Origin of the sequence: Pseudomonas sp. v388 (assembly GCF_003935425.1) — a bacterium.
GTDB lineage: Bacteria > Pseudomonadota > Gammaproteobacteria > Pseudomonadales > Pseudomonadaceae > Aquipseudomonas.
The window spans coordinates 116,948-140,392 of the sequence record NZ_RHQN01000008.1; the positions used below are offsets into that span (position 1 = coordinate 116,948).

Below are 23,445 nucleotides of genomic sequence, written 5' to 3' on the forward strand. Positions count from 1 at the left end.
CACGTACTGGCTCATCCCAACCCACGTGACCTTTGGTAGGGGTCACCACTAGGAGAGGAGGCGCCATGCCCACCATTACTCTTCCCGACGGCAGTCAACGTTCTTTCGATCACGCGGTTTCCGTAGCCGACGTTGCGCTTTCCATCGGCGCCGGTCTGGCCAAGGCCACCGTCGCCGGCAAGGTCGACGGCAAGCTCGTCGACGCCTGCGACCTGATCGAGCACGATGCCAGCCTGCAGATCATCACCCCCAAGGACCAGGAAGGACTGGAGATCATCCGCCACTCCTGCGCTCACCTGGTGGGTCATGCGGTCAAGCAGCTGTATCCGACCGCCAAGATGGTCATCGGCCCGGTGATCGACGACGGCTTCTATTACGATATCGCCTATGAGCGTCCGTTCACGCCTGACGACATGGCGGCGATCGAGCAGCGCATGCAGCAGCTGATCGAAAAAGACTACGACGTCATCAAGAAGGTCACCCCGCGTGCCGAAGTGATCGAGGTGTTCACTGCCCGTCACGAAGACTACAAGCTGCGTCTGGTCGAAGACATGCCGAACGAGCAGGCCATGGGGTTGTACTACCATGAAGAATACGTCGACATGTGCCGCGGCCCGCACGTGCCGAACACCCGCTTCCTGAAATCCTTCAAGCTCACCAAGCTGTCCGGTGCCTACTGGCGCGGCGACGCCAAGAACGAGCAGCTGCAACGTGTCTACGGCACTGCCTGGGCGGACAAGAAGCAGCTGGCGGCCTACATTCAGCGTATCGAAGAAGCCGAAAAACGCGATCACCGCAAGATCGGCAAGCGTCTGGGCCTGTTTCATACTCAGGAAGAAGCGCCGGGCATGGTCTTCTGGCACCCACAGGGCTGGACTCTGTATCAGGTGCTGGAGCAGTACATGCGCAAGGTTCAGCGCGAAAACGGCTACCTTGAAATCAAGACGCCGCAAGTGGTTGATCGCTCGCTCTGGGAAAAATCCGGGCACTGGGCCAACTACGCCGACAACATGTTCACCACCGAGTCCGAGAGCCGCGACTACGCCATCAAGCCGATGAATTGCCCTTGCCACGTGCAGGTGTTCAATCAGGGCCTGAAAAGCTATCGCGAGCTGCCGATGCGCCTGGCCGAATTCGGTGCCTGTCATCGCAACGAGCCCTCGGGTGCGCTGCACGGCATCATGCGTGTCCGTGGCTTCACCCAGGACGATGCACATATCTTCTGCACCGAAGAGCAGATGCAGTCCGAATCCGCAGCGTTCATCAAGCTCACGCTGGACGTCTACGCCGATTTCGGCTTCAAGGATATCGAACTCAAACTGTCCACTCGTCCTGAAAAGCGTGTGGGATCCGACGAATTGTGGGATCGTGCCGAGGCCGCGCTCGCTTCTGCGCTGGACAGCGCCGGCCTGCCTTACGACCTGCAGCCGGGTGAAGGTGCGTTCTACGGTCCGAAGATCGAGTTCTCCCTCAAGGATTGCCTGGGTCGCGTGTGGCAATGCGGTACACTTCAGCTTGATTTCAACCTGCCGATACGCCTGAGCGCCGAGTACGTTTCCGAGGATAACGGTCGCAAGCATCCGGTGATGCTGCACCGCGCGATCCTGGGTTCCTTCGAGCGTTTCATCGGTATCCTGATCGAGCACTACGAAGGCGCATTCCCCGCCTGGCTGGCGCCGACTCAGGCAGTGATCATGAATATCACTGATAAACAGGCAGATTTTGCCCTTGAAGTCGAAAAAACTCTGGCTCAAAGCGGATTTCGTGCCAAGTCCGACTTGAGAAATGAAAAGATCGGCTTTAAAATCCGCGAGCATACTTTGCTCAAGGTTCCTTATCTCCTCGTCATCGGGGATCGGGAAGTTGAAACGCAAACTGTCGCTGTGCGTACACGTGAGGGCGCCGACCTCGGCTCGATGCCGGTCGCGCAATTCGCTGAATTCCTCGCACAAGCGGTTTCCCGGCGTGGTCGCCAAGATTCGGAGTAATTATTATTAAGCGTGAAATGAGACAAGATAAACGAGCTGCACCTAAGGCCCCGATCAATGAGAATATCTCGGCCCGCGAGGTTCGGTTAATTGGCGCTGACGGCGAGCAGATTGGCATCGTCTCGATTGATGAAGCGCTTCGTATCGCCGAAGAGGCGAAGCTGGATCTGGTAGAAATTTCTGCCGACGCACTCCCTCCGGTTTGCCGAGTCATGGACTACGGCAAGTCGATCTTCGAGAAGAAGAAGCAGGTTGCTGCGGCGAAGAAAAACCAGAAACAGATCCAGGTAAAAGAAATCAAGTTTCGTCCAGGGACGGAGGAAGGGGATTACCAGGTAAAACTACGCAACCTGGTACGTTTCCTGAGTGACGGGGACAGGGCCAAGGTATCGTTGAGATTCCGCGGTCGTGAGATGGCCCACCAGGAGCTGGGCATGGAATTGTTGAAGCGGGTTGAAGCTGACCTGCTCGAATACGGTTCCGTTGAGCAGCATCCTAAGATGGAAGGACGCCAGCTGATCATGGTCATCGCCCCGAAAAAGAAGAAGTAACCACCAGGGCACGGCAGGCCTTGCGGTTATGTTTATCAACTGAATGCGGAGTATCCGAACATGCCAAAGATGAAGACTAAAAGTGGTGCAGCTAAGCGGTTTCTGAAAACTGCTAACGGCATCAAGCACAAACACGCTTTCAAGAGCCACATCCTGACCAAAATGTCGACAAAGCGTAAGCGTCAACTGCGCGGTAGCAGCCTGCTGCATCCGTCTGACGTGGCTAAAGTCGAGCGCATGCTGCGCCTTCGTTAATTTTGATCAAGATATAGAGGAATAACTCATGGCTCGTGTTAAGCGTGGCGTCATTGCCCGTAAGCGTCACAAAAAAATTCTGAAACTTGCCAAAGGCTACTACGGCGCACGCTCACGCGTGTTCCGCGTTGCCAAGCAAGCGGTAATCAAGGCAGGCCAATACGCCTACCGTGACCGTCGTCAGAAAAAACGTCAGTTCCGCGCTCTGTGGATCGCTCGTATCAACGCTGGTGCTCGCGTCAACGGTCTGTCCTACAGCCGCCTGATTGCTGGCCTGAAAAAAGCGTCGATCGAGATCGACCGCAAGGTTCTGGCTGATCTGGCAGTGAACGAAAAAGCGGCGTTTGCTGCGATTGTCGAGAAAGCTAAAGCCACTTTGGCCTAAGTCCCCCGACAATCACCAGCCCCGGTTTCGGAGTTGGTGTTGAACGTCATAAATAGGGGAAGAGCCTTAAGCTCTTCCCCTATTTCGTATCTGGAGTCTGTACATGGAAAACCTGGACGCGCTGGTCTCTCAAGCTCTTGAGGCTGTGCAAAGCGCTGAAGATATCAATGCCCTGGAGCAAATCCGGGTTCAATACCTTGGCAAGAAAGGTGAGTTGACTCAGGTGATGAAGACCCTGGGGAACCTGCCTGCTGAAGAGCGGCCGCAAGTCGGTGCGCTGATCAACGTAGCCAAGGAGCGTGTTACAGAGGTTCTCAATGCCCGCAAGGCGTCGTTCGAGGAGGCGGAACTGACTGCCAAACTCGCCGCCGAATGCATTGACGTGACCCTGCCGGGCCGTGGCCAGACCTCCGGCGGTCTGCACCCGATCACCCGCACTCTCGAGCGTATCGAGCAGTTCTTCACCCACATTGGCTACGGCATTGCCGAAGGCCCTGAGGTCGAAGACGACTATCACAACTTCGAGGCGCTCAACATCCCAGGCCACCACCCGGCCCGAGCGATGCATGACACCTTCTATTTCAATGCGAACATGCTGTTGCGTACCCACACCTCTCCGGTGCAGGTGCGGACCATGGAATCGCAACAGCCGCCGATCCGCATCGTGTGCCCGGGCCGAGTCTATCGCTGCGACTCGGATATCACCCACTCGCCGATGTTTCACCAGATCGAAGGTTTGCTGGTCGACCGCGACATCAACTTCGCGGATCTGAAAGGCACCATCGAAGAATTCCTGCGCGTGTTCTTCGAAAAAGAACTGGCCGTGCGTTTCCGCCCATCGTTCTTCCCCTTCACCGAGCCTTCGGCTGAAGTCGACATGGAATGCGTGATGTGCAGCGGCAAAGGCTGCCGTGTCTGCAAGCAAACCGGTTGGCTGGAAGTCATGGGTTGCGGCATGGTCCACCCCAACGTGCTGCGCATGTCCGGCATCGACCCTGAAGAGTTCCAGGGCTTTGCATTCGGCATGGGCGTGGAGCGGCTTGCCATGCTGCGTTACGGCGTCAATGATTTGCGTCTGTTCTTCGACAACGACTTGCGGTTCCTCGCGCAATTTCGCTAGGTCGCACGCCCGTAACGTATCTTTCAGGAGAGCAGGATGAAATTCAGTGAACAATGGCTGCGCGGCTGGGTAAGCCCGCAGGTTTCCCGTGACGAGCTGGTGGCTCGTCTGTCGATGGCCGGTCTTGAGGTTGACAGCGTGACGCTGGCCGCCGGCGTTTTCAGTGGCGTGGTAGTAGGCGAAGTGCTGAGCACCGAGCAACACCCCGATGCCGACAAGCTTCGTGTATGCCAGGTCAGCAACGGCATCGAGACCTTCCAGGTCGTGTGCGGGGCACCCAATGTGCGCCCGGGCCTGAAGATCCCGTTCGCCATGATCGGCGCCGAGCTTCCGGGCGACTTCAAAATCAAGAAAGCCAAGCTGCGTGGCGTCGAGTCCAATGGCATGCTCTGTTCGGCTGCCGAGCTGCAGGCAGGCGAGGGCAATGATGGCCTGATGGAGCTGCCGGCCGATGCGCCGGTGGGGCAGGACATCCGCGTCTATCTGGAACTGGACGACGCCAGCATCGAAGTCGACCTGACGCCGAACCGTGGCGACTGCCTGTCGGTAGCCGGTCTGGCTCGTGAAGTGGGCGCGCTGTACGCCGCTGACGTCACTCGACCTCAGGTTGCCAGCGTGGCTGCCGTGCACGATGAAGTGCGCCCTGTCGAAGTACTGGCACCGGCTGCGTGCCCGCGCTACCTGGGTCGCGTCATTCGTAATGTCGACCTGTCGCGTCCGACGCCGTTGTGGATGGTCGAGCGCCTGCGTCGTTCTGACGTGCGCAGCATCGACGCCGCGGTCGACATCACCAACTACGTCATGTTGGAGCTGGGCCAGCCACTGCACGCCTTCGACCTCGCCGAAATCAATGGCGGCATTCGCGTGCGCATGGCCGAGGAGGGCGAGAAGCTGGTCCTGCTTGACGGTCAGGAAGTGAGCCTGCGCGCTGATACCCTGGTTATCGCCGATCATCAACGTGCCCTGGCCATCGCCGGTGTCATGGGTGGCGAGCACAGTGGCGTGACCGCCAAGACCCGCGATATTTTCCTGGAAAGCGCGTTCTTCGACGCCATTTCGGTCGCAGGCAAGGCTCGTTCCTACGGTCTGCACACCGATGCATCGCACCGTTACGAGCGTGGCGTGGACTGGCAGCTGGCCCGTGAAGCCATCGAGCGGGCCACCGGCCTGCTGCTGGAAATCACCGGCGGCGAAGCTGGCCCGGTGATCGAAACCGTCAGCGAACAACATCTTCCGTCAGTCGCGCCGGTGACACTGCGCGCCAGTCGCGTCGAGCAAATGCTGGGCCTGATTATCGAAAACGCCGAGATCGAACGTCTGCTCAACGGTCTGGGCCTGAAAGTTTCGGGCAGCGGCGAGGGTCAGTGGAGCGTCGAGGTGCCGAGTCATCGCTTTGACATCAGTCTGGAAGTAGACCTGATCGAAGAGCTGGCGCGTCTCTACGGCTACAACCGCCTGCCGGTTCGTTACCCGCAGGCCCGCTTGGCGCCTCAGGCCAATCCTGAAGCCAAAGGCGATCTGCCGGAATTGCGTCGCCTGCTGGTCGCTCGTGGCTACCAGGAAGCGATCACTTATAGCTTCATCGATCCGAAGTGGTTCGAGCTGTTCAATCCGGGCACTCAGCCGCTGCTGCTGGCCAACCCGATTTCCAGCGACATGGCCGCCATGCGTTCGTCGCTCTGGCCGGGCCTGGTCAAGGCTCTGCAGCACAACCTCAATCGCCAGCAGGACCGCGTCCGCATGTTCGAAAGCGGGCTGCGTTTCGTCGGTCAGCTGGGCGAATTGAAGCAAGAGCCGATGCTGGCTGGTGTGGTCTGCGGCAGCCGTCTGCCGGAAGGTTGGGCGCAGGGCCGCGATGCGGTGGACTTCTTCGACGTCAAGGCTGACGTAGAAGCGGTACTGGGCTTTGCCGGTGCGCTGGACGACTTCACCTTCACCGCGGGTCAGCATCCTGCGCTGCATCCTGGTCAGACCGCTCGCATCGAGCGCGATGGCAGGGAAGTGGGCTTCCTGGGTGCGATACATCCAGAGCTGTCCAAGACGCTGGGTCTGGACCGTCCGGTCTTTGTCTTCGAGCTGGTTCTGGCTGAAGTGGCCACCGGCCGTCTGCCCAAATTTTACGAGCTTTCCCGCTTCCCGGAAGTGCGCCGCGACCTGGCGTTACTGGCCGATCGGGACGTAGCGGCCAGCGCCGTTCTCGACGTGATCCGCGAAAATGCCGGTGAATGGCTGACAGACCTCAGGCTATTTGACGTCTATCAGGGTAAAGGCATTGATCCGCATAGAAAAAGCCTTGCAGTCGGCTTGACCTGGCAGCATCCATCGCGCACTCTTAATGACGATGAGGTAAATGCAACCACACTTGCTATCCTCACCTCACTTGAGGAGAGGTTGAACGCCACGTTAAGGAAGTAGCGTATGGGGGCTCTGACGAAAGCTGAAATGGCCGAACGTCTGTACGAAGAGCTGGGCCTGAACAAGCGAGAAGCCAAGGAATTGGTTGAGCTGTTCTTCGAGGAAATCAGGCACGCTCTGGAAGATAACGAGCAAGTGAAATTGTCCGGTTTCGGCAATTTCGACCTGCGAGATAAACGCCAGCGTCCTGGGAGAAATCCCAAGACCGGTGAAGAGATCCCGATCACGGCTCGCCGTGTGGTCACCTTTCGTCCAGGGCAGAAGTTGAAGGCCCGAGTTGAGGCTTATGCTGGAACCAAGTCATAACGACGAGCTACCGCCTATCCCGGGCAAACGTTACTTCACCATCGGTGAAGTCAGCGAGCTCTGCGCGGTGAAACCGCACGTTTTGCGCTATTGGGAGCAGGAATTTCCTCAACTCAACCCCGTCAAGCGACGCGGAAACCGGCGGTATTATCAACGACAGGATGTCATGATGATCCGCCAGATCCGCGGCCTGCTCTACGACCAGGGCTTCACCATCGGCGGAGCCCGCCTTCGTCTCTCCAGCGGAGAGGCCAAGGACGATACCCAGCAGTACAAGCAAATGATCCGGCAGATGATTGCCGAACTGGAAGACGTGCTGGTTGTGCTTCGCACGGAGTGAAGCCAGATACTTCCATATTTCAAAAGCTTAGGGTATATTCCTCATCGCTTTCGCAAGTTCCAAAGCAGTTACACGCCTAGTCGGGGCGTAGCGCAGTCCGGTAGCGCACTAGCATGGGGTGCTAGGGGTCGAGTGTTCGAATCACTCCGTCCCGACCATATTTTTCAATGACTTAGCCCAATCTTCTCAGGTTGGGCTTTTTCATGCGTAGGGATTTTTGCTGGTCCAGCTCCGGCACCAGAGTTCCCCGTTCCCACCTTATCCACCTCACTGGTGTCCATGATCCGGTCTCCGTAGCTGCAGGCAGATCAGGGCCGCCATCCGCCGGTGCAGGTCTGGCTGGAGGCGATCTCAAGCGCGTCAATATCAGCCGTTCATATAGCCTCGATGCAATTCCGACCTCTTGCAAACCCCTTGGCGACTGCGCACAGGTGCGTCAGACCGATTACGTCAACATCAGGGATTTGCGCTCGGATACTTAGTAATAACATGGCGGTTTTATTAAGCGACACAGGGCAAAGCGCAAGAATAGTGTTAGACAATTTTGGTGATGAACGATGATGGTGTAAGGGTAAGGTTTTAAATATTACTGCAGTAGTAGAGCGCTTTTGAGGTTGTCGATTAAGGTAACTCGAGAACTGGAATGATGTACTGCCTCTAGAGAATCCAGGCGGCCAGCACGATGGCCAGTCCCTGAACTCGGCCATTCAAATGGATTGAGCAGTAATCCAAATGCGGTTGTCAAGCGTGCAGGCATCGACCTTTAGTGTGCAAAATAAAGGTACATGAACTAAATCGACATATGTCGCCAATTTCGATATATAGACTCAATAACTTGACAGGGTTTTTAAGGGGGCCAAGCTCTAAGTGCCTTGGCTGCGCGCCGGGCACAATAAGCTGGTAAATGATCCGGCAAGCACTGCGTGCGGGTTTTACCAAAACCGCCGGGACGCCGTATTGCGCCCTTTCATGCATGAAGACTATTTCCTGGCGGTTCACGGGAGAAGATCATGAAAGCTGTTGTCTATCGCGGTCCCAACCAGGTTGCTGTCGAAAACGTTCCGGATCCAAAGATCGAACGTCCGACGGATGCCATCGTTAAGATTACCACCACCAACATCTGCGGTTCTGACCTGCATATGTACGAAGGCCGAACTGATTTCGAGCAGGGCCGCGTTTTCGGCCATGAAAACCTTGGCGTGGTCCTGGAAGTGGGGCCGGCGGTCGAACGGCTCAAGCCTGGAGACTGGGTTTGTCTGCCGTTCAATATCAGTTGTGGCCACTGCAAGAACTGCGAACGCGGCCTGACCGCCTACTGTCTGAGAGCAAACGAACCCGGTATGGCCGGCGGTGCGTTCGGATTTGCCGACATGGGGCCATGGACGGGCGGGCAGGCAGAATACCTGCGAGTACCATGGGCTGACTTCATGGCCCTGAAGCTGCCGCCGGATGCTGAGGAGAAGCAGACCGATTACGTGATGTGCGCCGATATTTTCCCAACCGGCTGGCACGTGACCGAGCTGGCCGGTATGAAGCCCGGAGACCGGGTGGTCATCTATGGCGCCGGCCCGGTGGGCCTGATGGCAGCGCACTCGGCGATGATTAAGGGAGCCTGCAGTGTCATGGTGGTCGACTGCCATCCCGACCGCCTCAAGCTGGCCGAATCGATCGGCGCGATCGCGATTGACTATTCAAAGGAAGACCCGGTCCAGCGGGTCATGGAGTTGACCCGCGGCAAAGGCGCGGACGTGGGGTGCGAATGCGTAGGCTATCAATGCCACGACCATTCTTCGCATCGGCACGAGCATCCAAACCTCACCATGAACAATCTGGTCAACTCGGTCAAATTCACTGGCGGGATTGGCGTGGTCGGAGTATTCGTTCCGCAAGACCCGGGCGGCCCGGACGAGCTGGCGAAAAAAGGGATGATCGAGTTTGCCTGGGGCACGTGCTGGTTCAAGGGGCAGCGTATCGGCACTGGCCAATGCAACGTCAAGGCGTACAACCGGCAACTGCGCGACCTTATCCACGCCGGCCGTGCCAAGCCATCGTTTGTCGTTTCCCATGAACTGAAGCTGGACCAGGCGCCGGATGCCTACCAGCACTTCGATGCGCGCGATCACGGTTGGACAAAAGTCGTCCTGCACCCCGGTTCCTAGTAAACCCAAGTGCCATCTGCCTGGCGCAAAAAGCCCTGCGGCCGTACGGCGAACACTCGTGCCGCTTCGAGTCATGACAAGTAGCAGTTAGCCCGTCTACCGCCTATGAGACAGCACATCTGGGCGGTAGCGGTCTAATTTGCGGGCCAGGCGGTCGCCCAAGAGAGGCTGCTCTTTTCAGGTGGATCGAATGCGCTGTCATGTCCAGGTCGTGCGGTATCAATCCCTCTATCTTGGGAAAGCCCTGCGTTGAGCGGCGCTCGATGTGAAGTTTCGATCATGCGCGGTTGAAGTTGGCGGCACTGAACTTTTTTTAAGAACCAAGAGCATTCGATTGGATAGGTGTCCTAAGGCCATTATTCGACTACAATCCGCCCCGGCCGGTGCCCGGCCACGCCAATAACGGCAAAATGGAGCAGTGTAATGATTGTCAGGAAGATAATCGCCGGGACGGCGATTGGTGTGACGTTTGCAGTTTCAGGTTGTGCAAGCATTGTGAGCGACAGCAAGCCAGCAGTTGGAGTGTACAGCACACCCGCCGCTGCCAGATATGAGATCGTCAACAGTCGAGGAATAGTGGTTGCTCAAGGCGTAACGCCAGGCCGAGTACTTCTTGAAAGTGGGCGCGGCTACTTCAAAGGCGAAAACTACAAGGTGACCTTTCGCAAAGACGGGTATGAAGAAACAACGGTGCCACTCAAAACTACAGTGAACGGCTGGTACTGGGGCAATATCCTGTTCGGCGGGCTGATAGGTCTGCTGATCGTTGATCCGCTTACTGGCGCCATGTACACGCTACCCGATGATATTACGGGTAAGCCCGCAGCTCTCACACCGCAGCAAGCGTCTATCGATTGATAATAATCCTGGCCAGACCGCGCTGGTGACGTCTTAACAGTGCATTTCACTTTGGTGAGGCGGGTTCATGGCAACCGCGTGCGGCGGCGCCCGTTGCTTGCGTCGGCACTCGCACTTGCCCTCACGATCAATGACCAGTGGCAGCTCACCAGACGATGGCCCGCAACCTTGCGACTGATCAGCGGCCACCCCTTAATCGCACTTTTTGCGACTTCTTCGATCTATGTGTGTCCCAGCCACGCTACCTCCAGCGTGGCTACGACCACCAGACTTCGTGCCAATGCATTGCCCGTTACCCGCTTTCCTCACCGCACCCATGCCTCCGTCCTTGCTGCTGGCTTTAGTCCTGACGCTGTTCGCCAGCGGTTGCAGCCAGCAACAGGAGCATGAGCTGGTCAAGCAATTCACCGGCGGCAAGCCCGACGAGCTGTTCCAGACCAGCGTTGACCGGATGGCCACTTTGGGCATGCGTGACAACCTGCAGAGCCTGGATCTATTGATGAACAAGCTCTATCTGCGCAACCCCAGCCAGTGGCGTGCCTCCGGCTACCTGGATGCTGCGAGTGCCGCCCGGGAAATCCGCGAGGCCATCGAACAGCGCCGCCCACTGGCGGCGCTCGGGGAGCGGCGTGATCTGGTGGCGCTGAGCTATTCGTTAAGTCCTGAGTTTCGCGGCGACCGGGTCGGCGCGTTTATCTACGCGATCGGCAGCATGCTCGTCACCGCCCACGGCGGGCGCACGCAATTTTATGTCACCGACTCAATCAACCCGGAGTTCGTCAGCAATGCCGCGCGCAACATAGAAAAGGCGACCTGGTTGCTGAGTCAGCGCCAGGACGCCAACGGCGAACTGCTGCTGTTCTCCAATGAGCTTTCCGAAGATGGCAGCAACCTGAGTTTCGCCGTCGAGTTCGGCAAGATCGTGGCGCGCCTTGATCTGCTGACCCAGATTCTGGATGAGCGATACCGACGTATCGGTCTCAACTACGCACAAAGCCTGCTGCTGATGAATTTCCTGCCGGTGCAGTAACGTTGGATCAGTGGCCGGGCAGGGTATGGCTCACATGGGGTCGCTGGAACGGGCGATCCAGAATCATGCCGCTTCGGTGTTTTCCCGAGCGCAACAGCCTTGGTGGCTGTCGCTGTGCGGAGGGCGATCCGCTGCGCAAGGCCCGCTGCAGCGATATCCGGAAACGGGTGACTAACCGGTTACCACCGTTCCGCTAAGAAACGTCTCGCGCCGAGCTCGTCGGCTGATGACTTCATGTTTGGCGAGCAGGTATATCGGCGTGAATCGTTCCATATCGACGCTGTAGTGATTCGCCAGTTCTTCATGAACAAGCTGGTCATAACGCGCTTCGGTGATGAAGCGGTAGATTTCTCTGCGATAAAAGAACCCGAACTGGAATGCCAGCGTTTCGCAGGTATGTTTCCGGGAGCTGCCAAGGAAACAATTCTCCAGGTCAATTGCCTTGTCCGGTTCATCAGGCGTCAGACTAACCATGACGTTGTTGGCCCAGAAGTCCATGTGGGTCAGGCTTTTATCATGGAGCGCCTTGAGTAATCGGAAAGCCCTGCGAATAAAGGCCTCGATGTCGTTATCCGGACTTTGAATCCAGTCCATTCCATTAATGTGGGACGACAACAGTTCGGTAAATATGAAGAACTCCTGAGTCACGCCAACCGCAGATTTGCTGTAGCCGAATCCGGCCAGGCGGGCAACGGGAGCGTCGCGGCGCTGAGCCTCGAACGTATTGATGACTTCCTCAAGCGGCCAGTCGAACATGCCGTCGCGCTTGGCGCGCCACAGCGTGACCCGAATCTTGGGCCGCAGGTTATCCAGAGGCTGGGATTTGGCAAAAAGCTCGTGTTCAAGGCCCGCCAGCGGCGCGCTGACCCGTTCCATTTTTTGGTTGCGCACATGACGGCGAGCTTCAATCAGACGTTCGAAGGCATTCTGAGCTGCGTGAACCGGAGGCTTGGCGAGATAAAGCTTTGCGTTGAGGTGACTGAAAGTAGACGGAAAATGTTGGACGATATCCCTACCAGCAAACATAAAAACTAGACGCCATGGTGAGTCACAAATTGTGTCTGAATTATTACATGTGGCTCGGTTGTAAGACAACGAACATCACCCATGTAAGAAAGTTCTTCAGCTCTACTCATGCAGTGCTGTTTAGGCAATCCAGACTTGTGAAGGCGGCCGTGTATCCGATTTATAACGGGAATTCATTGCCTGCCTGCCGGCGCGTCCGTCTGCACTCGGCGCCGCCGGCCAGTCAAGGACGCACCGTTCGGCGAAAACACCGAACCATTGCCTGCGCATCCCGCTCCACAGGTACACGCCTGACTGTTGGCGATCCACGGAGACTGTAATGAACAAAGACACTCAGCTTGAATCGGGACGAGGCAATGATGAGCCGTTGCCGGCCTCCAATGAACCGCTCAGCCCAGGCCGTACGGACCTCAATCCCAGCGACAAGGAAGGTGTTGACCAACTGCCGGACAACGACGGTCGGGTGCCGCTGGACGCCGACGATGAAACTCCGGTCGTGGAAGACATGCCGGATGTTGACGTGGACAATGCTGAAATGGATCGGCAACCCAATCCTCGTTGACCCGGCTGGATCAGGCGTCGCGCAACAGATCGTTGGCGTTGAGCAACGCCCAGGCAATGTCCGGCCGTGCTTCCAGGCCGCGCCGGATGGCGGCGGGGATCGCTTGGCGAGTCTTGCGGCACAGGCCGACCTGCTGATGCAGCACGATGCTGATGCCGCGCATGGTCCGCACTTCATTGTGGCCTGGAGAGATTTCCAGACGCATGCCCAGTTGCTCCTCAAGCTTGCGCTGCATACGTTGCAGATCGGCCAGGCTGTCAATCCGCTCCAGTCGCTCGAGCAGGCGCCGTTCTTCGTCGCGGGTGAGCAACAGGATGCGCCGATCCGCATCGGGTGAGTCCAGCCGTTCTCGCTCGCAGTTGCAAGCGCCGGGCGGGCAGGGGTGGCGGGTGGGGGGAAGGCCATTCATGGGCGCAGCATAACGACAGGGAAAGGTTGCTGACCAGTACCGGGTGCGCGCATTTGTCGCACTCGGGCCGACGCCTGTCGCAGCACGGTTTGCGCCAACGGTTACAGATACCTTGAGGCCGGCGGTGTTCCGTCACGCCCGGCAGTGGTAAATTCGCCGCCATGAAATCTGCCCGCACACATCGCCACCTGCTTGCCTGGGTCCTTTTCAGCTTCGTGCTGATCAATGGCGTGCTGTGCGGCGTGGGTCATGGGCAAATGCTGGCCGCGGCGCAGTCGTCTCCCAAGCCCGTTGCAACGCAATTGTCCAGTGCCGACGTCTGCGGTCCGGGCGGTGAACAAGCGGCAGCGATCGAAGCGCCGCACCGCAGCGGGCATGGCCTTTGGATGCAGCTGGCGATGTTCGACTGTGCCTTCGCCGGCAAGCTCATTGGTGCTCTGCTATTGATGGGCGGGTTGGTCTGGCTACTGCGCGCCCTCGATGTCGGGCCGCGTCTGTTTCAGGGCGTCATGCCCACCGCGCCGCGCAATGCCTTGCCCGGCCTGGTGCCCCAGGCGCCCTGAACCCCGCCGCCGGACCACCGTGCCAGCGAGGCGTATTCACCCGCGTGATGCCTTGCCTGCCCACAGGATCAGCCGCGCTGCCATTCGCAGCGGGTTGCGCCTTATCCTTTAAAGGACCGTAACGCATGACTCAACATTTGACCCGCCGCGAGGTGGTCACGGGCCTCTCGCTGCTGAGCCTGGGCCTGCTGGCCGGCTGCGGTAACTCCAATGCCTTGCCCTTCAAGCATGGCAAGGACATGAGCAACGAGATTGTCGGCCGGAACTTCAAGCTCAAGGACGTTAACGGCAATCCCGCGACCCTCTCCACATTCCGCGGCTTCATGCCAATGATTTTCTTCGGCTTCACCCAGTGCCCGGCCGTCTGCCCTACAGCATTGGCACGCGCCGCCCAGATCAAGAAGCTGATGGGCGCCGAGGGCGACTCCTTTCAGGTGGTGTTTATCACCCTGGACCCGGAGCGCGACACGCCCAAGGTGATCGACGCCTACGTCAAAGCCTTCGATCCCACCTTCGTGGCCTTGTCCGGCACTCTGGAGGAAACCGCCGCCACCGCCAAGGAGTTCGGAGTGTTCTTCGAGAAGGTGCCGCTGGGTGACACCTACACCATTTCCCATACCGCAACCAGTTATGTGTACGACACCCGCGGCGTACTGCGCCTTGGCCTGTCGCACCGGCTGTCCGCCCAGCAATGCGCGGAAGATTTGCTCACTCTCATGGAAGTCTGCTGATGAATACTGTAATCGCCACTGCCCTGAAATCCGGCCTGCTGGCCGTGTCCCTGCTGAGCGTCAGCCTGTTCGCCCAGGCCCAGACCAAAGTTGACGACGCCTGGGTCCGGGCCACGGTGGCCGGGCAGCCGGCGACCGGCGCCTTCATGCAGATCACGGCCACCACTGACAGCAAGCTGGTGGGCGTTGCTTCGCCGATTGCCAGGACGGTACAGATCCATCAGTCGAGCATGGCCAATGACGTCATGAGCATGCGGCAGGTCGACAGCGTCGAACTGCCGGCCGGCAAGACCGTTGTGTTCGATGCCAACGGTGATCACGTGATGTTCATGGGGCTGGCGGCTCAGGTGAAGGAGGGCGACACCGTGCCGATGACCCTGACCGTGGAAAACGACAAGGGCGTTCGTCAGGCCATCGAGTTGCAGGCGCCGGTTCGCGCGCTGACCAGCGAGGATCACGGCGGGCATGGTGCCCACAGCGGTCACTGAAAGAGGACGGCACGGAATGCCGAGCGGGGCGCACAGCGGTCCGTGACGGGTGTAAGGTAGGCGGGCGGAAACGAGAATGTCTCTCTCCAGCGGAGGTCGATATGAGTGCTCCCATCTTGTCCAAATGCCAGTTCAACGGATATCAACTGGTCAGCGTCAACAGCGGTCCATGGACGGTCTGTACCCCAAGTGATCGGCTGGCGTCCTTCAATACCCGCCAGGAAGCCATGGCCTATGCAGCCGCGCTGCCGGTGCGCAACTGGAGCGCTAAGCCGGCCGCGGGCGGGTAATCCCGGGCTGCGAAGCAAGCCCCGCAAGGCGTCAGCCGGCGGGGCTTTTTCATGTCTGACGACAGGTGATATTCGATAAGCGCATAAATGGAGAACTAAATATTCTTTTCCGGAACAAGGCTGTTTCAGAGATGATCCCCCTCGAGCTATTTACTTCGCAAAGGTGACTGATACCAACAGAACCTGGATTTTCATTGAGAAATGCAGGGGAGTGTATCAATGGGCAATGTCCAGACCGCCGCCAGCGCACAGCAGCTGCCATGGCAGCAAGCGCCCAGTGGTGAGTTGGTCGATCTGGGGCGTCCTTACCGGGTGCCTTTGGCGCTGTCGCGTTTGCAGAGCACGCCCAAGGGTGTGTTGAGCGGCCGGGAGAAAGCGCTGTTCGGCGTGTTCGCACTGGTGCTGCACGGCGCGGCGATCTACTGGCTGAGCCAGAATCCGACGCCACCGCTGCCGGTGGTGCCGCCGGAAATTCCACCCATGACCATCGAGTTCTCGCAGCCCGCGCCGCCGGTGGTCGAACCGCCGCCACCCGAGCCGGTGGTTGAGCCTGTGGTCGAACCACCGCCGCCGGTCGAAGACGAGCTGGCCGTCAAGCCACCGCCACCCAAACCGGTTACCAAGCCCAAGCCGGTGGTCAAGCAAGCGCCGAAACCGCCGCCCAAGCCGGTTGCCAAGCCTGTCGAGCAGCCACCGACACCCCCGCAGCCGGTGGCCGCTCCAGCGCCACCGGCGCCGCCTGCGCCCAAACCGGTCACGCCGGCTTCGGCCAACGCCGGCTACCTGCGCAACCCTGCACCCGAATACCCGTCGCTGGCGATGCGTCGCGGCTGGGAAGGCACCGTCTTGCTGCGCGTTCATGTGCTGGCCAGCGGCAAGCCGGGCGACATTCAGATTCAGAAAAGCAGTGGCCGTGACCAACTCGACGAGGCCGCCCTGGCCGCCGTCAAGCGCTGGAGTTTCGTGCCCGCCAAGCAGGGCGACGTCGCGCAGGACGGCTGGGTGAGCGTGCCTATCGATTTCAAACTCAAGTAATAGCCCGACCGACCTTCGACCATTATTGCGGGCCACCTGACAAAAGGAGCATCGCCACACGAACTGCTGTATCAGCACGAGAGCGCTAACCATGAACCTACTGGCATCCCCGTTTGAATCCGTTGAACACGCCGTCATCTGGCTGTTGATCCTGTTTTCCGTCGCCACTTGGGGGCTGGCCCTGCTCAAGGGCGTGCAGTTCACCCGCCTGAAGAACCAGGACCGCAAGTTCCACAAGCATTTCTGGGCGGCGTCGAGTCTCGATTCGGCCGCAGAACTGGCCTCCAGCCAACCCGGCGCGGCAGCCCGCGTGGCCCAGGCCGGTTACGCGGCGATTCAGGTGGGCGACACGTCCCAGGCTGCAGACCTGGCGCATTCGATCAACCATCAGGATCGCCTCGAACGCTCGTTGCGTCAGCAGATCGTCCGCGAGCGTCGTTCGCTGGAAACCGGCCTGGCTGTGCTGGCCAGTATCGGCAGCACGTCACCCTTCATCGGCCTGTTCGGTACGGTCTGGGGGATCATGTCGGCGCTCAAGGGCATCAGTGCCGCAGGCTCGGCGAGCCTGGAAACCGTTGCCGGCCCGATTGGTGCGGCACTGGTGGCCACCGGTGTCGGTATTGCCGTCGCGGTCCCGGCGGTACTGGTTTACAACTACTTCCTGCGTCGCCTCAAGCTGACCGCCGCCGACCTCGACGACTTCGCCCACGACTTCTACAGCCTGGCGCAGAAAAACGCCTTCCGCGTGCTGCTGCATCCCGTGCTCAACAAGTCCGGCGCGACCGCTTCCGGCCAGAAAGTGAAGGAGGCGTCCTGATATGGCCTTTTCTACCCAGGACAGCGATGAAGTGCTCAGTGAGATCAACGTGACGCCGCTGGTGGACGTGATGCTGGTGCTGCTGGTGGTGTTCATCGTCACCGCGCCGCTGCTGACCAACTCCATCCCGATCAACCTGCCCAAGACCGAGGACGTGGCCCCGGTGGAGCAGAAAGACCCGCTGGTGGTCAGCATCGACGGTGACGGCAAGCTGTTCATCAACAAGGATCAAATCCAGCCGGACCTGCTGGAAACCAGTCTCAAGAGTGCCAAGGAAAAGGATGCTCAGGTGCGGGTTCAACTGCAGGCCGACGACGGCGTGAATTACGGCGAAGTAGCGCGGGCGATGGCGTCCATCGAGCGCGCCGGTATCACCAAACTGTCGGTGATCACCGCTCGCTGACCTTCATCTCTCGACCCCTTCAGGCTTTTGGGGCCGCACTCTCAGGCAGGTGCGGCCCCTTTTTTCTGCCCGTGATCGACACCGCAGCGAGACGTCTCGGCTTGGTGTAGTGTGCGCATCCAAAACAAGGGGGCCACATGCAAGAGCTGTTGAACGAAATCCTTGACGAAGTCCGGCCGCTGCTCGGTCAGGGCAAGGTTGCCAATTACATTCCGGCGCTGGGTGACGTGCGTCCTGATCAGCTGGGTATTGCGGTCTACGGCAACGATGGACGCGTGTTCTGCGCCGGAGATGCGCAAACGCCGTTCTCGATCCAGAGCATTTCCAAGGTATTCAGCCTGGTGCAGGCCATCGGGCATTCCGGCGAGTCGATCTGGCAGCGCCTGGGCCACGAGCCGTCGGGGCAGCCGTTCAACTCGCTGGTGCAGCTGGAATTCGAGCGGGGCAGGCCGCGCAACCCGTTCATCAATGCCGGTGCGCTGGTGATCTGCGACATCAACCAGGCTCGCTTCGCCGCACCTGCACTGTCCATGCGCGACTTCGTCCGTCGCCTGTGCGGCAATGCTTCGATCATTTCCGATTCCAGAGTCGCCGAATCCGAATACCAGCACCGTTCGCGCAATGCGGCGGCTGCGTACCTGATGAAGTCATTCGATAACTTCCATGGTGAAGTGGAGGACGTGCTGCGCAGCTATTTTCATCACTGTGCGTTGAGCATGAATTGCGTGGACCTGGCGCGCGCGTTCGGTTTTCTCGCCAATCAGGGTTATTGCATCCACAGCGACGAGCAGATCCTCAGCGCCCGGCAGACTACCCAGCTTAATTCGATCATGGCCACCAGCGGCCTGTACGACGAGGCCGGCAACTTTGCCTACCGGGTCGGCCTGCCCGGCAAGAGCGGGGTCGGCGGCGGTATTGTCGCGGTGGTGCCCGGACGCTTTTCGGTTTGCGTGTGGTCCCCGGAGTTGAACGCGGCGGGCAATTCACTTGTCGGAATGGCTGCGCTGGAGAAGCTCAGCGCCAGGATCGAGTGGTCCGTATTCTAGAGCCGCTTTGCACGGGAGCAGAGGTTGAAGCCTTCGACAATCAGAATGTCTGTCATGAGCCTGGGCTTGCTGGCCCTGGCCGGGTGCGGCACTCAGCGCACCCAGGAACCCGAGCTGACCCCAGAGCAGGCCAAGGCGCAGATCGTGCGTTTGATGCCGGCCCAGACGCCGGATCGCAGAGGCTGGGCCACCGACATCCATGCGGCGTTCGTGGCTCAGGATATTCCCCTGACCACCGAAAATCTGTGCTCGGTACTGGCCGTCACTGAGCAGGAGTCGACCTATCAGGTGGACCCTGCGGTGCCGGGCCTGGCGAAGATCGCCCGTGGCGAGATCGACCGGCGTGCCGCGCGGCTGCACATCCCGGGCGCGTTGATCAACGCGGCCTTGCGCGTTCGCTCGCCCGGCGGCAAGACCTACGCCGCCAGGCTGGATGCCGCGCGCACCGAGAAGGAGCTGTCGGCGATCTTCGATGACTTCATCGGCATGGTGCCCATGGGCCAGACCCTGTTCGGCAATTTCAACCCGGTGCACACCGGCGGGCCGATGCAGGTGAGCATTGCCTTCGCGGAAAAGCACGCAGCCGATTACCCCTACACGCCCGATGGCTCGATTCGTCGCGAAGTATTCACCCGGCGTGGCGGCATGTACTTCGGTATCGCCCACCTGCTCGGCTATCCGGTCAACTATGAGCGCTCGCTGTATCGCTTTGCCGACTTCAATGCCGGCTGGTACGCCAGCCGCAACGCTGCGTTCCAGAACGCCGTGAGCCGGGCGACCGGTATCGACTTGGCGCTGGACGGCGACCTGATCATTCACGGTTCCACCACCCCCGGCGCGACGGAGCGGGCAGTGCGCACTCTGGGCAAACGCCTGGACCTGAAAAATTCGGCGATCTGGAACCAGCTCAAGCAGGGCGACAGCCTGGCCTTCGAAGACACCCCGCTTTACCAGCGCGTGTTCGAACTGGCCGAACAGGCCGAGGGCAAGCCGCTGCCAAGGGCGGTCCTGCCGGGAATCACCCTCAAGAGCCCGAAGATCACCCGCAAGCTGACCACGGCGTGGTTCGCCGAGCGGGTCGATGATCGTCGCGAACGCTGCGTGCAGCGTTCGACGGCCGCCCGCTAGTGGCGCTCGGGTACGGCCTGCAGTTTTTCCACGGTCTGGGCATCGGCCCTGCCGTCGAAGAAGGTGTCGAGCACGTCGCGAAAGACCTCGCGTTCGGGTGCTGCGGCGGCAAAAAGGGTCATGCTCGAATGCAGTTTGAGATCGTCCGGCGAGCCGAATATCTGCTGCGCCGTGCGTTCCACCTGTGGGGCGATGGCCTTGGCGCACTGCTCCAGACGCGGGCCGAGCAACGGATGTTGCAGATAGGCCCGAGCTTCTTCCAGGCCGCTGATGGCGTAGCGCTGCGCCATCTCGCTGCGTCCCAGCCCCTTGATCTGCGGGAACACGAACCACATCCAGTGGCTGCGTTTGCGGCCCGCTTGCAGTTCGGCCAGCGCCTGTTCGAAGACCGGCGCCTGGGCGTCGACGAAGCGTTGCAGGTCGAAGACGTCGTTCATGATTGATCTCCCGGAAATGGCCGGCCGGCTGGTGCCGGCGCCTTATGATGTGTGCGTTGTGATTGATTCATCCCAAGGTCCAGAGTTCGAATGCGTATGTCGCTAGTCCATCGTTTCACGTCGTTCATCCGCCAGGCGGCACGGGCCATGCAGCTGGTCTGGAGCACCTCGCGCGGCTTGTCCCTGGGCCTGGTGGTCGCCACGCTGGTCGCGGGCCTGCTGCCGGCGCTGGCGGCATGGCTGGGCCAGCGCATCGTCGACGCGGTGGTCGCGGCCATGCAACTGCATGCCGCCACCGGCCAGGCGCCGCTGTGGCCGGTGCTGCAATACGTGCTGCTGGAGGCCGGCGTACTGGCGCTACTGGCCGGCGCGCAGCGGGTGTTGTCGGTGCAGCAGGCCTTGCTGCGGGTGCAGTTGGGGCAGAAGGTCAATCTGCTGATTCTGGAGAAAGCCCAGACCTTGTCGTTGATGCAGTTCGAAGACTCGGAGTTCTACGACAAGCTGGTGCGGGTGCGCCGTGAAGCCTCGACCCGGCCGCTGGCCCTGGTCACCAAATCGCTGGGCCTGTTGCAGAATCTCATTTCGCTGGTCAGTTTCGCGGTGCTGCTGGTGCATTTCTCGCCGTGGGCACTGCTGATCCTGGTGCTGGGTGCACTCCCGGTATTCTTCGCCGAGGCCCATTTCTCCGGCGATGCGTTCCGTCTGTTCACCCGCCGCGCGCCGGAGACCCGACAGCAGAACTACATCGAAACCCTGCTTTCCCACGAGGGCTATATCAAGGAAGTGAAGCTGTTCGGCTTTGCGCCGTTGCTGCTCAAGCGCTATCAGGACACCTTCGCCCGCCTCTATGCCGAGGATCGCCGATTGACGCTGCGCCGCGACGGTTGGGGGTTTGTGCTCGGCCTGCTGGGGACGGCCGCGTTCTATCTGGCCTACGCCTGGGTGGTGGTCGATGCGGTGCACGGACACATCACGCTGGGGCAGATGACCATGTATCTGGTGCTGTTCAAACAAGGGCAATCGGCGGTGAGCAGCAGCCTGAGCGCGATCAGCGGCCTTTACGAAGACGGTTTGTACCTGGCGGATCTGTACGACTACCTCGGCCAGCCGGTGGTGGCCCAGACCGGGCATCTGACCCAGGGCGCCGTGCCCGGCGACGGCATGCGTTTCGAGAATGTCAGCTTCACTTATCCGGGCGGTGCCCGCCCGGCGCTGGAGCATATCGACCTGCACCTGGCGCCCGGTCGCAGCGTGGCGCTGGTGGGGGAGAACGGTTCGGGCAAGACCACGCTGATCAAGTTGCTGACCCGGCTGTACCGGCCCGACAGCGGCCGCATCCTGCTCGATGGCAGCGACCTGGCGCAGTGGGACGAAGAGGCACTGCGCACCCGCATCGGGGTGATCTTCCAGGACTTCATCCGCTACCAGTTCATGGTCGGCGAAAACCTCGGAGTCGGGGATATGGATGCCTTTCACGATCAGGACCGCTGGCGCGAAGCTGCCGCCCAAGGCATGGCTGCGCAGTTTATCGAGCAGCTCGACAAGGGCTACGACACCCAGCTTGGCCGCTGGTTTGCCGGTGGCCAGGAATTGTCCGGCGGGCAATGGCAGAAGATCGCCTTGTCCCGTGCCTATATGCGCCGCCACGCCGATATCCTGATCCTCGACGAGCCGACCGCCGCCCTGGATGCCGGGGCCGAGGCGGCGGTGTTCGAGCATTTCCGCGAGTACGCCAAAGGCCGCATGACCCTGCTGATTTCCCATCGGTTCTCCAGCGTGCGCAATGCCGAGCATATTGTGGTGCTGGAACACGGCCGGGTGCTGGAGCGGGGCGATCACCAGAGTCTGGTGGCAGCCGGCGGACGTTACGCCGCGTTGTTCGACCTGCAGGCGCAGGGTTACCGCTAGATGAAAATCCCTTCAGAAAACAATTAAATCTTGCAGTCCACCAGCGCGGGGCGTTCCATTACAGGTCTTTGCCGCAAGTGAAACCGGCGCGTCGTCGGTGCCGGACTGAATCTTTTACTGGATAAAAACGGAGTCTTCGATGCAATTTCGTTCATTGGGCAGGACAGACGTTTCGGTCAGCGCCATCTCCCTGGGCACCATGACCTGGGGTGAGCAGAACACTCAGGAACAAGCTTTCGAACAGATCCGCATGGCCAAGGAGGCCGGGGTCAATTTCCTCGATACGGCCGAGATGTATCCGGTGCCGCCGCGTGGCGAAACCTATACCAAGACCGAAAGCATCATCGGCGAATACTTCAAGAAGTACCGCGACCGCGCTGACTGGGTGCTGGCCAGCAAGGTGGCAGGCCCGGGCCGCATGGAGCATATCCGTGACGGTAACCCGCGTCTGGACCGCAAGAACATCACCGCCGCCCTGGACGCCAGTCTGGCCCGCCTGAACACCGATTACCTGGACCTGTATCAACTGCATTGGCCGGACCGCAAGACCAATTTCTTCGGCGTGCTGGGTTACACCCACGATGCGGATGACGTGTCGGTCGAGATCGAAGAGACCCTCGAAGTGCTCAACGACCTGGTCAAGGCCGGCAAGATTCGTCACTTCGGGCTGTCCAACGAAACCCCGTGGGGCACCCATCGTTTCCTGCACTTGGCCGACGTTCACGGCTTGCCGCGCGCGGTGTCGATCCAGAACCCCTACAACCTGCTCAACCGCAGCTTCGAGATCGGCCTGGCGGAAATGGCGATTCGCGAGCAGATCGGCCTGCTGGCGTATTCGCCGCTGGCGTTCGGTGTGCTGAGCGGCAAATACGAAAACGGCGCACGCCCGGCGGACGGCCGTCTGACCCTGTTCGAGCGTTTCCAGCGCTACAACAATCCGCAGGCGGTCAGTGCGACCGAAAAGTACGTCGCGCTGGCTCGCGAACACGGTCTGGACCCCTCGCAGATGGCCCTGGCCTATGTCACCAGCCGGCCGTTCGTAACCAGTAACATTATTGGTGCCACCAACCTCACGCAGCTGGCGATCAATCTGGAGAGCATCGATCTTGTGCTGTCCGATGAGGTCATCGCCGGTATCGAAGCCATTCACGCCCAGCAGCCGAATCCGGCGCCGTAACCCTCAGGGCTTGAACTT

Annotated in this window: 26 protein-coding genes and 1 tRNA gene; 24 read left to right on the top strand and 3 right to left on the bottom strand. The window is 59.9% G+C overall.

The window, feature by feature from the left end:
- Positions 1 to 65 precede the first annotated feature (65 nt).
- From thrS to EGJ27_RS19000, 12 genes are all read left to right on the top strand, one after another.
- The gene (thrS, locus tag EGJ27_RS18945) at positions 66 to 1,988 is read left to right on the top strand and encodes a threonine--tRNA ligase (RefSeq protein ID WP_125832274.1); all 1,923 of its coding nucleotides are present in this window, start codon (positions 66 to 68) and stop codon (positions 1,986 to 1,988) included.
- Positions 1,988 to 2,539: a translation initiation factor IF-3 gene (gene infC, locus EGJ27_RS18950; RefSeq protein ID WP_175561638.1), complete on the top strand. Its 552-nt coding sequence runs from the start codon at positions 1,988 to 1,990 to the stop codon at positions 2,537 to 2,539. Before thrS ends, infC begins: the two co-directional genes overlap by 1 nt.
- Positions 2,540 to 2,599: 60 nt before the next feature.
- The gene (rpmI, locus tag EGJ27_RS18955; RefSeq protein ID WP_002553160.1) at positions 2,600 to 2,794 is read left to right on the top strand and encodes a 50S ribosomal protein L35; all 195 of its coding nucleotides are present in this window, start codon (positions 2,600 to 2,602) and stop codon (positions 2,792 to 2,794) included.
- 28 nt (positions 2,795 to 2,822) lie between these two features.
- Positions 2,823 to 3,179 carry a 50S ribosomal protein L20 gene (rplT, locus tag EGJ27_RS18960; RefSeq protein ID WP_045184205.1) on the top strand — a complete coding sequence of 119 codons (357 nt, stop codon included), beginning with the start codon at positions 2,823 to 2,825 and terminating at the stop codon, positions 3,177 to 3,179.
- Between the two features lie 103 nt (positions 3,180 to 3,282).
- Positions 3,283 to 4,299 (top strand): phenylalanine--tRNA ligase subunit alpha, encoded by a 1,017-nt coding sequence (pheS, locus tag EGJ27_RS18965; protein WP_125832275.1) that lies wholly within the window; start codon positions 3,283 to 3,285, stop codon positions 4,297 to 4,299.
- Positions 4,300 to 4,335: 36 nt separating this feature from the next.
- Entirely contained in the window at positions 4,336 to 6,714 is a 2,379-nt protein-coding gene (gene pheT, locus EGJ27_RS18970) for a phenylalanine--tRNA ligase subunit beta (protein WP_125832276.1), read from the top strand.
- Positions 6,715 to 6,717: 3 nt separating this feature from the next.
- Positions 6,718 to 7,020, top strand: coding sequence for an integration host factor subunit alpha (gene ihfA / locus EGJ27_RS18975; RefSeq protein ID WP_002553164.1), 303 nt, complete (start codon positions 6,718 to 6,720; stop codon positions 7,018 to 7,020).
- Positions 7,001 to 7,360, top strand: a complete 360-nt coding sequence (locus tag EGJ27_RS18980; protein WP_125832277.1) for a MerR family transcriptional regulator — start codon at positions 7,001 to 7,003, stop codon at positions 7,358 to 7,360. Before ihfA ends, EGJ27_RS18980 begins: the two co-directional genes overlap by 20 nt.
- A gap of 81 nt (positions 7,361 to 7,441) precedes the next feature.
- Positions 7,442 to 7,518: transfer RNA gene (locus EGJ27_RS18985), tRNA-Pro, on the top strand.
- 852 nt (positions 7,519 to 8,370) lie between these two features.
- A complete protein-coding gene (locus EGJ27_RS18990) occupies positions 8,371 to 9,519 on the top strand; it encodes a glutathione-independent formaldehyde dehydrogenase (RefSeq protein WP_125832278.1) in 1,149 nt (382 codons plus the stop codon).
- Between the two features lie 423 nt (positions 9,520 to 9,942).
- Positions 9,943 to 10,377: a hypothetical protein gene (locus EGJ27_RS18995; protein ID WP_125832279.1), complete on the top strand. Its 435-nt coding sequence runs from the start codon at positions 9,943 to 9,945 to the stop codon at positions 10,375 to 10,377.
- 316 nt (positions 10,378 to 10,693) lie between these two features.
- The gene (locus tag EGJ27_RS19000) at positions 10,694 to 11,407 is read left to right on the top strand and encodes a hypothetical protein (protein WP_125832280.1); all 714 of its coding nucleotides are present in this window, start codon (positions 10,694 to 10,696) and stop codon (positions 11,405 to 11,407) included.
- Positions 11,408 to 11,578: 171 nt separating this feature from the next.
- Here the strand turns inward: EGJ27_RS19000 and EGJ27_RS19005 are convergent, their stop codons facing one another.
- Positions 11,579 to 12,433: a hypothetical protein gene (locus EGJ27_RS19005; protein ID WP_125832281.1), complete on the bottom strand. Its 855-nt coding sequence runs from the start codon at positions 12,431 to 12,433 to the stop codon at positions 11,579 to 11,581.
- Positions 12,434 to 12,752: 319 nt separating this feature from the next.
- Between EGJ27_RS19005 and EGJ27_RS19010 the strand changes: the two genes are divergently transcribed.
- Entirely contained in the window at positions 12,753 to 12,995 is a 243-nt protein-coding gene (locus tag EGJ27_RS19010; RefSeq protein ID WP_125832282.1) for a hypothetical protein, read from the top strand.
- A gap of 10 nt (positions 12,996 to 13,005) precedes the next feature.
- Here EGJ27_RS19010 and EGJ27_RS19015 read toward each other — a convergent pair whose 3' ends face one another.
- Positions 13,006 to 13,404, bottom strand: a complete 399-nt coding sequence (locus EGJ27_RS19015; protein ID WP_125832283.1) for a hypothetical protein — start codon at positions 13,402 to 13,404, stop codon at positions 13,006 to 13,008.
- Between the two features lie 161 nt (positions 13,405 to 13,565).
- On the opposite strand from EGJ27_RS19015, the gene EGJ27_RS19020 reads away from it, so the two are divergent.
- The 9 genes from EGJ27_RS19020 (at position 13,566) to EGJ27_RS19060 (ending at position 19,905) form a co-directional block, all read left to right on the top strand.
- A complete protein-coding gene (locus tag EGJ27_RS19020) occupies positions 13,566 to 13,967 on the top strand; it encodes a hypothetical protein (protein ID WP_125832284.1) in 402 nt (133 codons plus the stop codon).
- A 125-nt stretch (positions 13,968 to 14,092) separates the two neighbouring features.
- Positions 14,093 to 14,698 (top strand): SCO family protein, encoded by a 606-nt coding sequence (locus EGJ27_RS19025; protein WP_125832285.1) that lies wholly within the window; start codon positions 14,093 to 14,095, stop codon positions 14,696 to 14,698.
- Positions 14,698 to 15,186, top strand: a complete 489-nt coding sequence (locus EGJ27_RS19030; protein WP_125832286.1) for a copper chaperone PCu(A)C — start codon at positions 14,698 to 14,700, stop codon at positions 15,184 to 15,186. The genes EGJ27_RS19025 and EGJ27_RS19030 overlap by 1 nt, the downstream gene beginning before the upstream one ends.
- 101 nt (positions 15,187 to 15,287) lie before the next feature.
- Positions 15,288 to 15,476, top strand: coding sequence for a DUF2188 domain-containing protein (locus tag EGJ27_RS19035; protein WP_125832287.1), 189 nt, complete (start codon positions 15,288 to 15,290; stop codon positions 15,474 to 15,476).
- Between the two features lie 219 nt (positions 15,477 to 15,695).
- Positions 15,696 to 16,511, top strand: a complete 816-nt coding sequence (locus EGJ27_RS19040) for an energy transducer TonB (RefSeq protein ID WP_125832288.1) — start codon at positions 15,696 to 15,698, stop codon at positions 16,509 to 16,511.
- A gap of 91 nt (positions 16,512 to 16,602) precedes the next feature.
- Positions 16,603 to 17,328 carry a MotA/TolQ/ExbB proton channel family protein gene (locus tag EGJ27_RS19045; protein ID WP_125832289.1) on the top strand — a complete coding sequence of 242 codons (726 nt, stop codon included), beginning with the start codon at positions 16,603 to 16,605 and terminating at the stop codon, positions 17,326 to 17,328.
- Position 17,329: 1 nt separating this feature from the next.
- On the top strand, positions 17,330 to 17,731 hold the full coding sequence (locus EGJ27_RS19050; RefSeq protein ID WP_125832290.1) for a biopolymer transporter ExbD: 402 nt from the start codon (positions 17,330 to 17,332) through the stop codon (positions 17,729 to 17,731).
- Between the two features lie 137 nt (positions 17,732 to 17,868).
- The gene (gene glsB / locus EGJ27_RS19055) at positions 17,869 to 18,777 is read left to right on the top strand and encodes a glutaminase B (protein ID WP_125832291.1); all 909 of its coding nucleotides are present in this window, start codon (positions 17,869 to 17,871) and stop codon (positions 18,775 to 18,777) included.
- Between the two features lie 45 nt (positions 18,778 to 18,822).
- The gene (locus tag EGJ27_RS19060; RefSeq protein ID WP_125832292.1) at positions 18,823 to 19,905 is read left to right on the top strand and encodes a DUF1615 domain-containing protein; all 1,083 of its coding nucleotides are present in this window, start codon (positions 18,823 to 18,825) and stop codon (positions 19,903 to 19,905) included.
- Here the strand turns inward: EGJ27_RS19060 and EGJ27_RS19065 are convergent.
- Complete coding sequence (locus tag EGJ27_RS19065; RefSeq protein WP_125832293.1) at positions 19,902 to 20,342, bottom strand: DUF1810 domain-containing protein; 441 nt, start codon at positions 20,340 to 20,342, stop codon at positions 19,902 to 19,904. The genes EGJ27_RS19060 and EGJ27_RS19065 overlap by 4 nt on opposite strands.
- 96 nt (positions 20,343 to 20,438) lie before the next feature.
- On the opposite strand from EGJ27_RS19065, the gene EGJ27_RS19070 reads away from it, so the two are divergent.
- Positions 20,439 to 22,250 carry an ABC transporter ATP-binding protein gene (locus tag EGJ27_RS19070; protein ID WP_125832433.1) on the top strand — a complete coding sequence of 604 codons (1,812 nt, stop codon included), beginning with the start codon at positions 20,439 to 20,441 and terminating at the stop codon, positions 22,248 to 22,250.
- Between the two features lie 139 nt (positions 22,251 to 22,389).
- Entirely contained in the window at positions 22,390 to 23,427 is a 1,038-nt protein-coding gene (locus EGJ27_RS19075) for an NADP(H)-dependent aldo-keto reductase (protein WP_125832294.1), read from the top strand.
- The last annotated feature ends 18 nt before the right edge of the window (positions 23,428 to 23,445 follow it).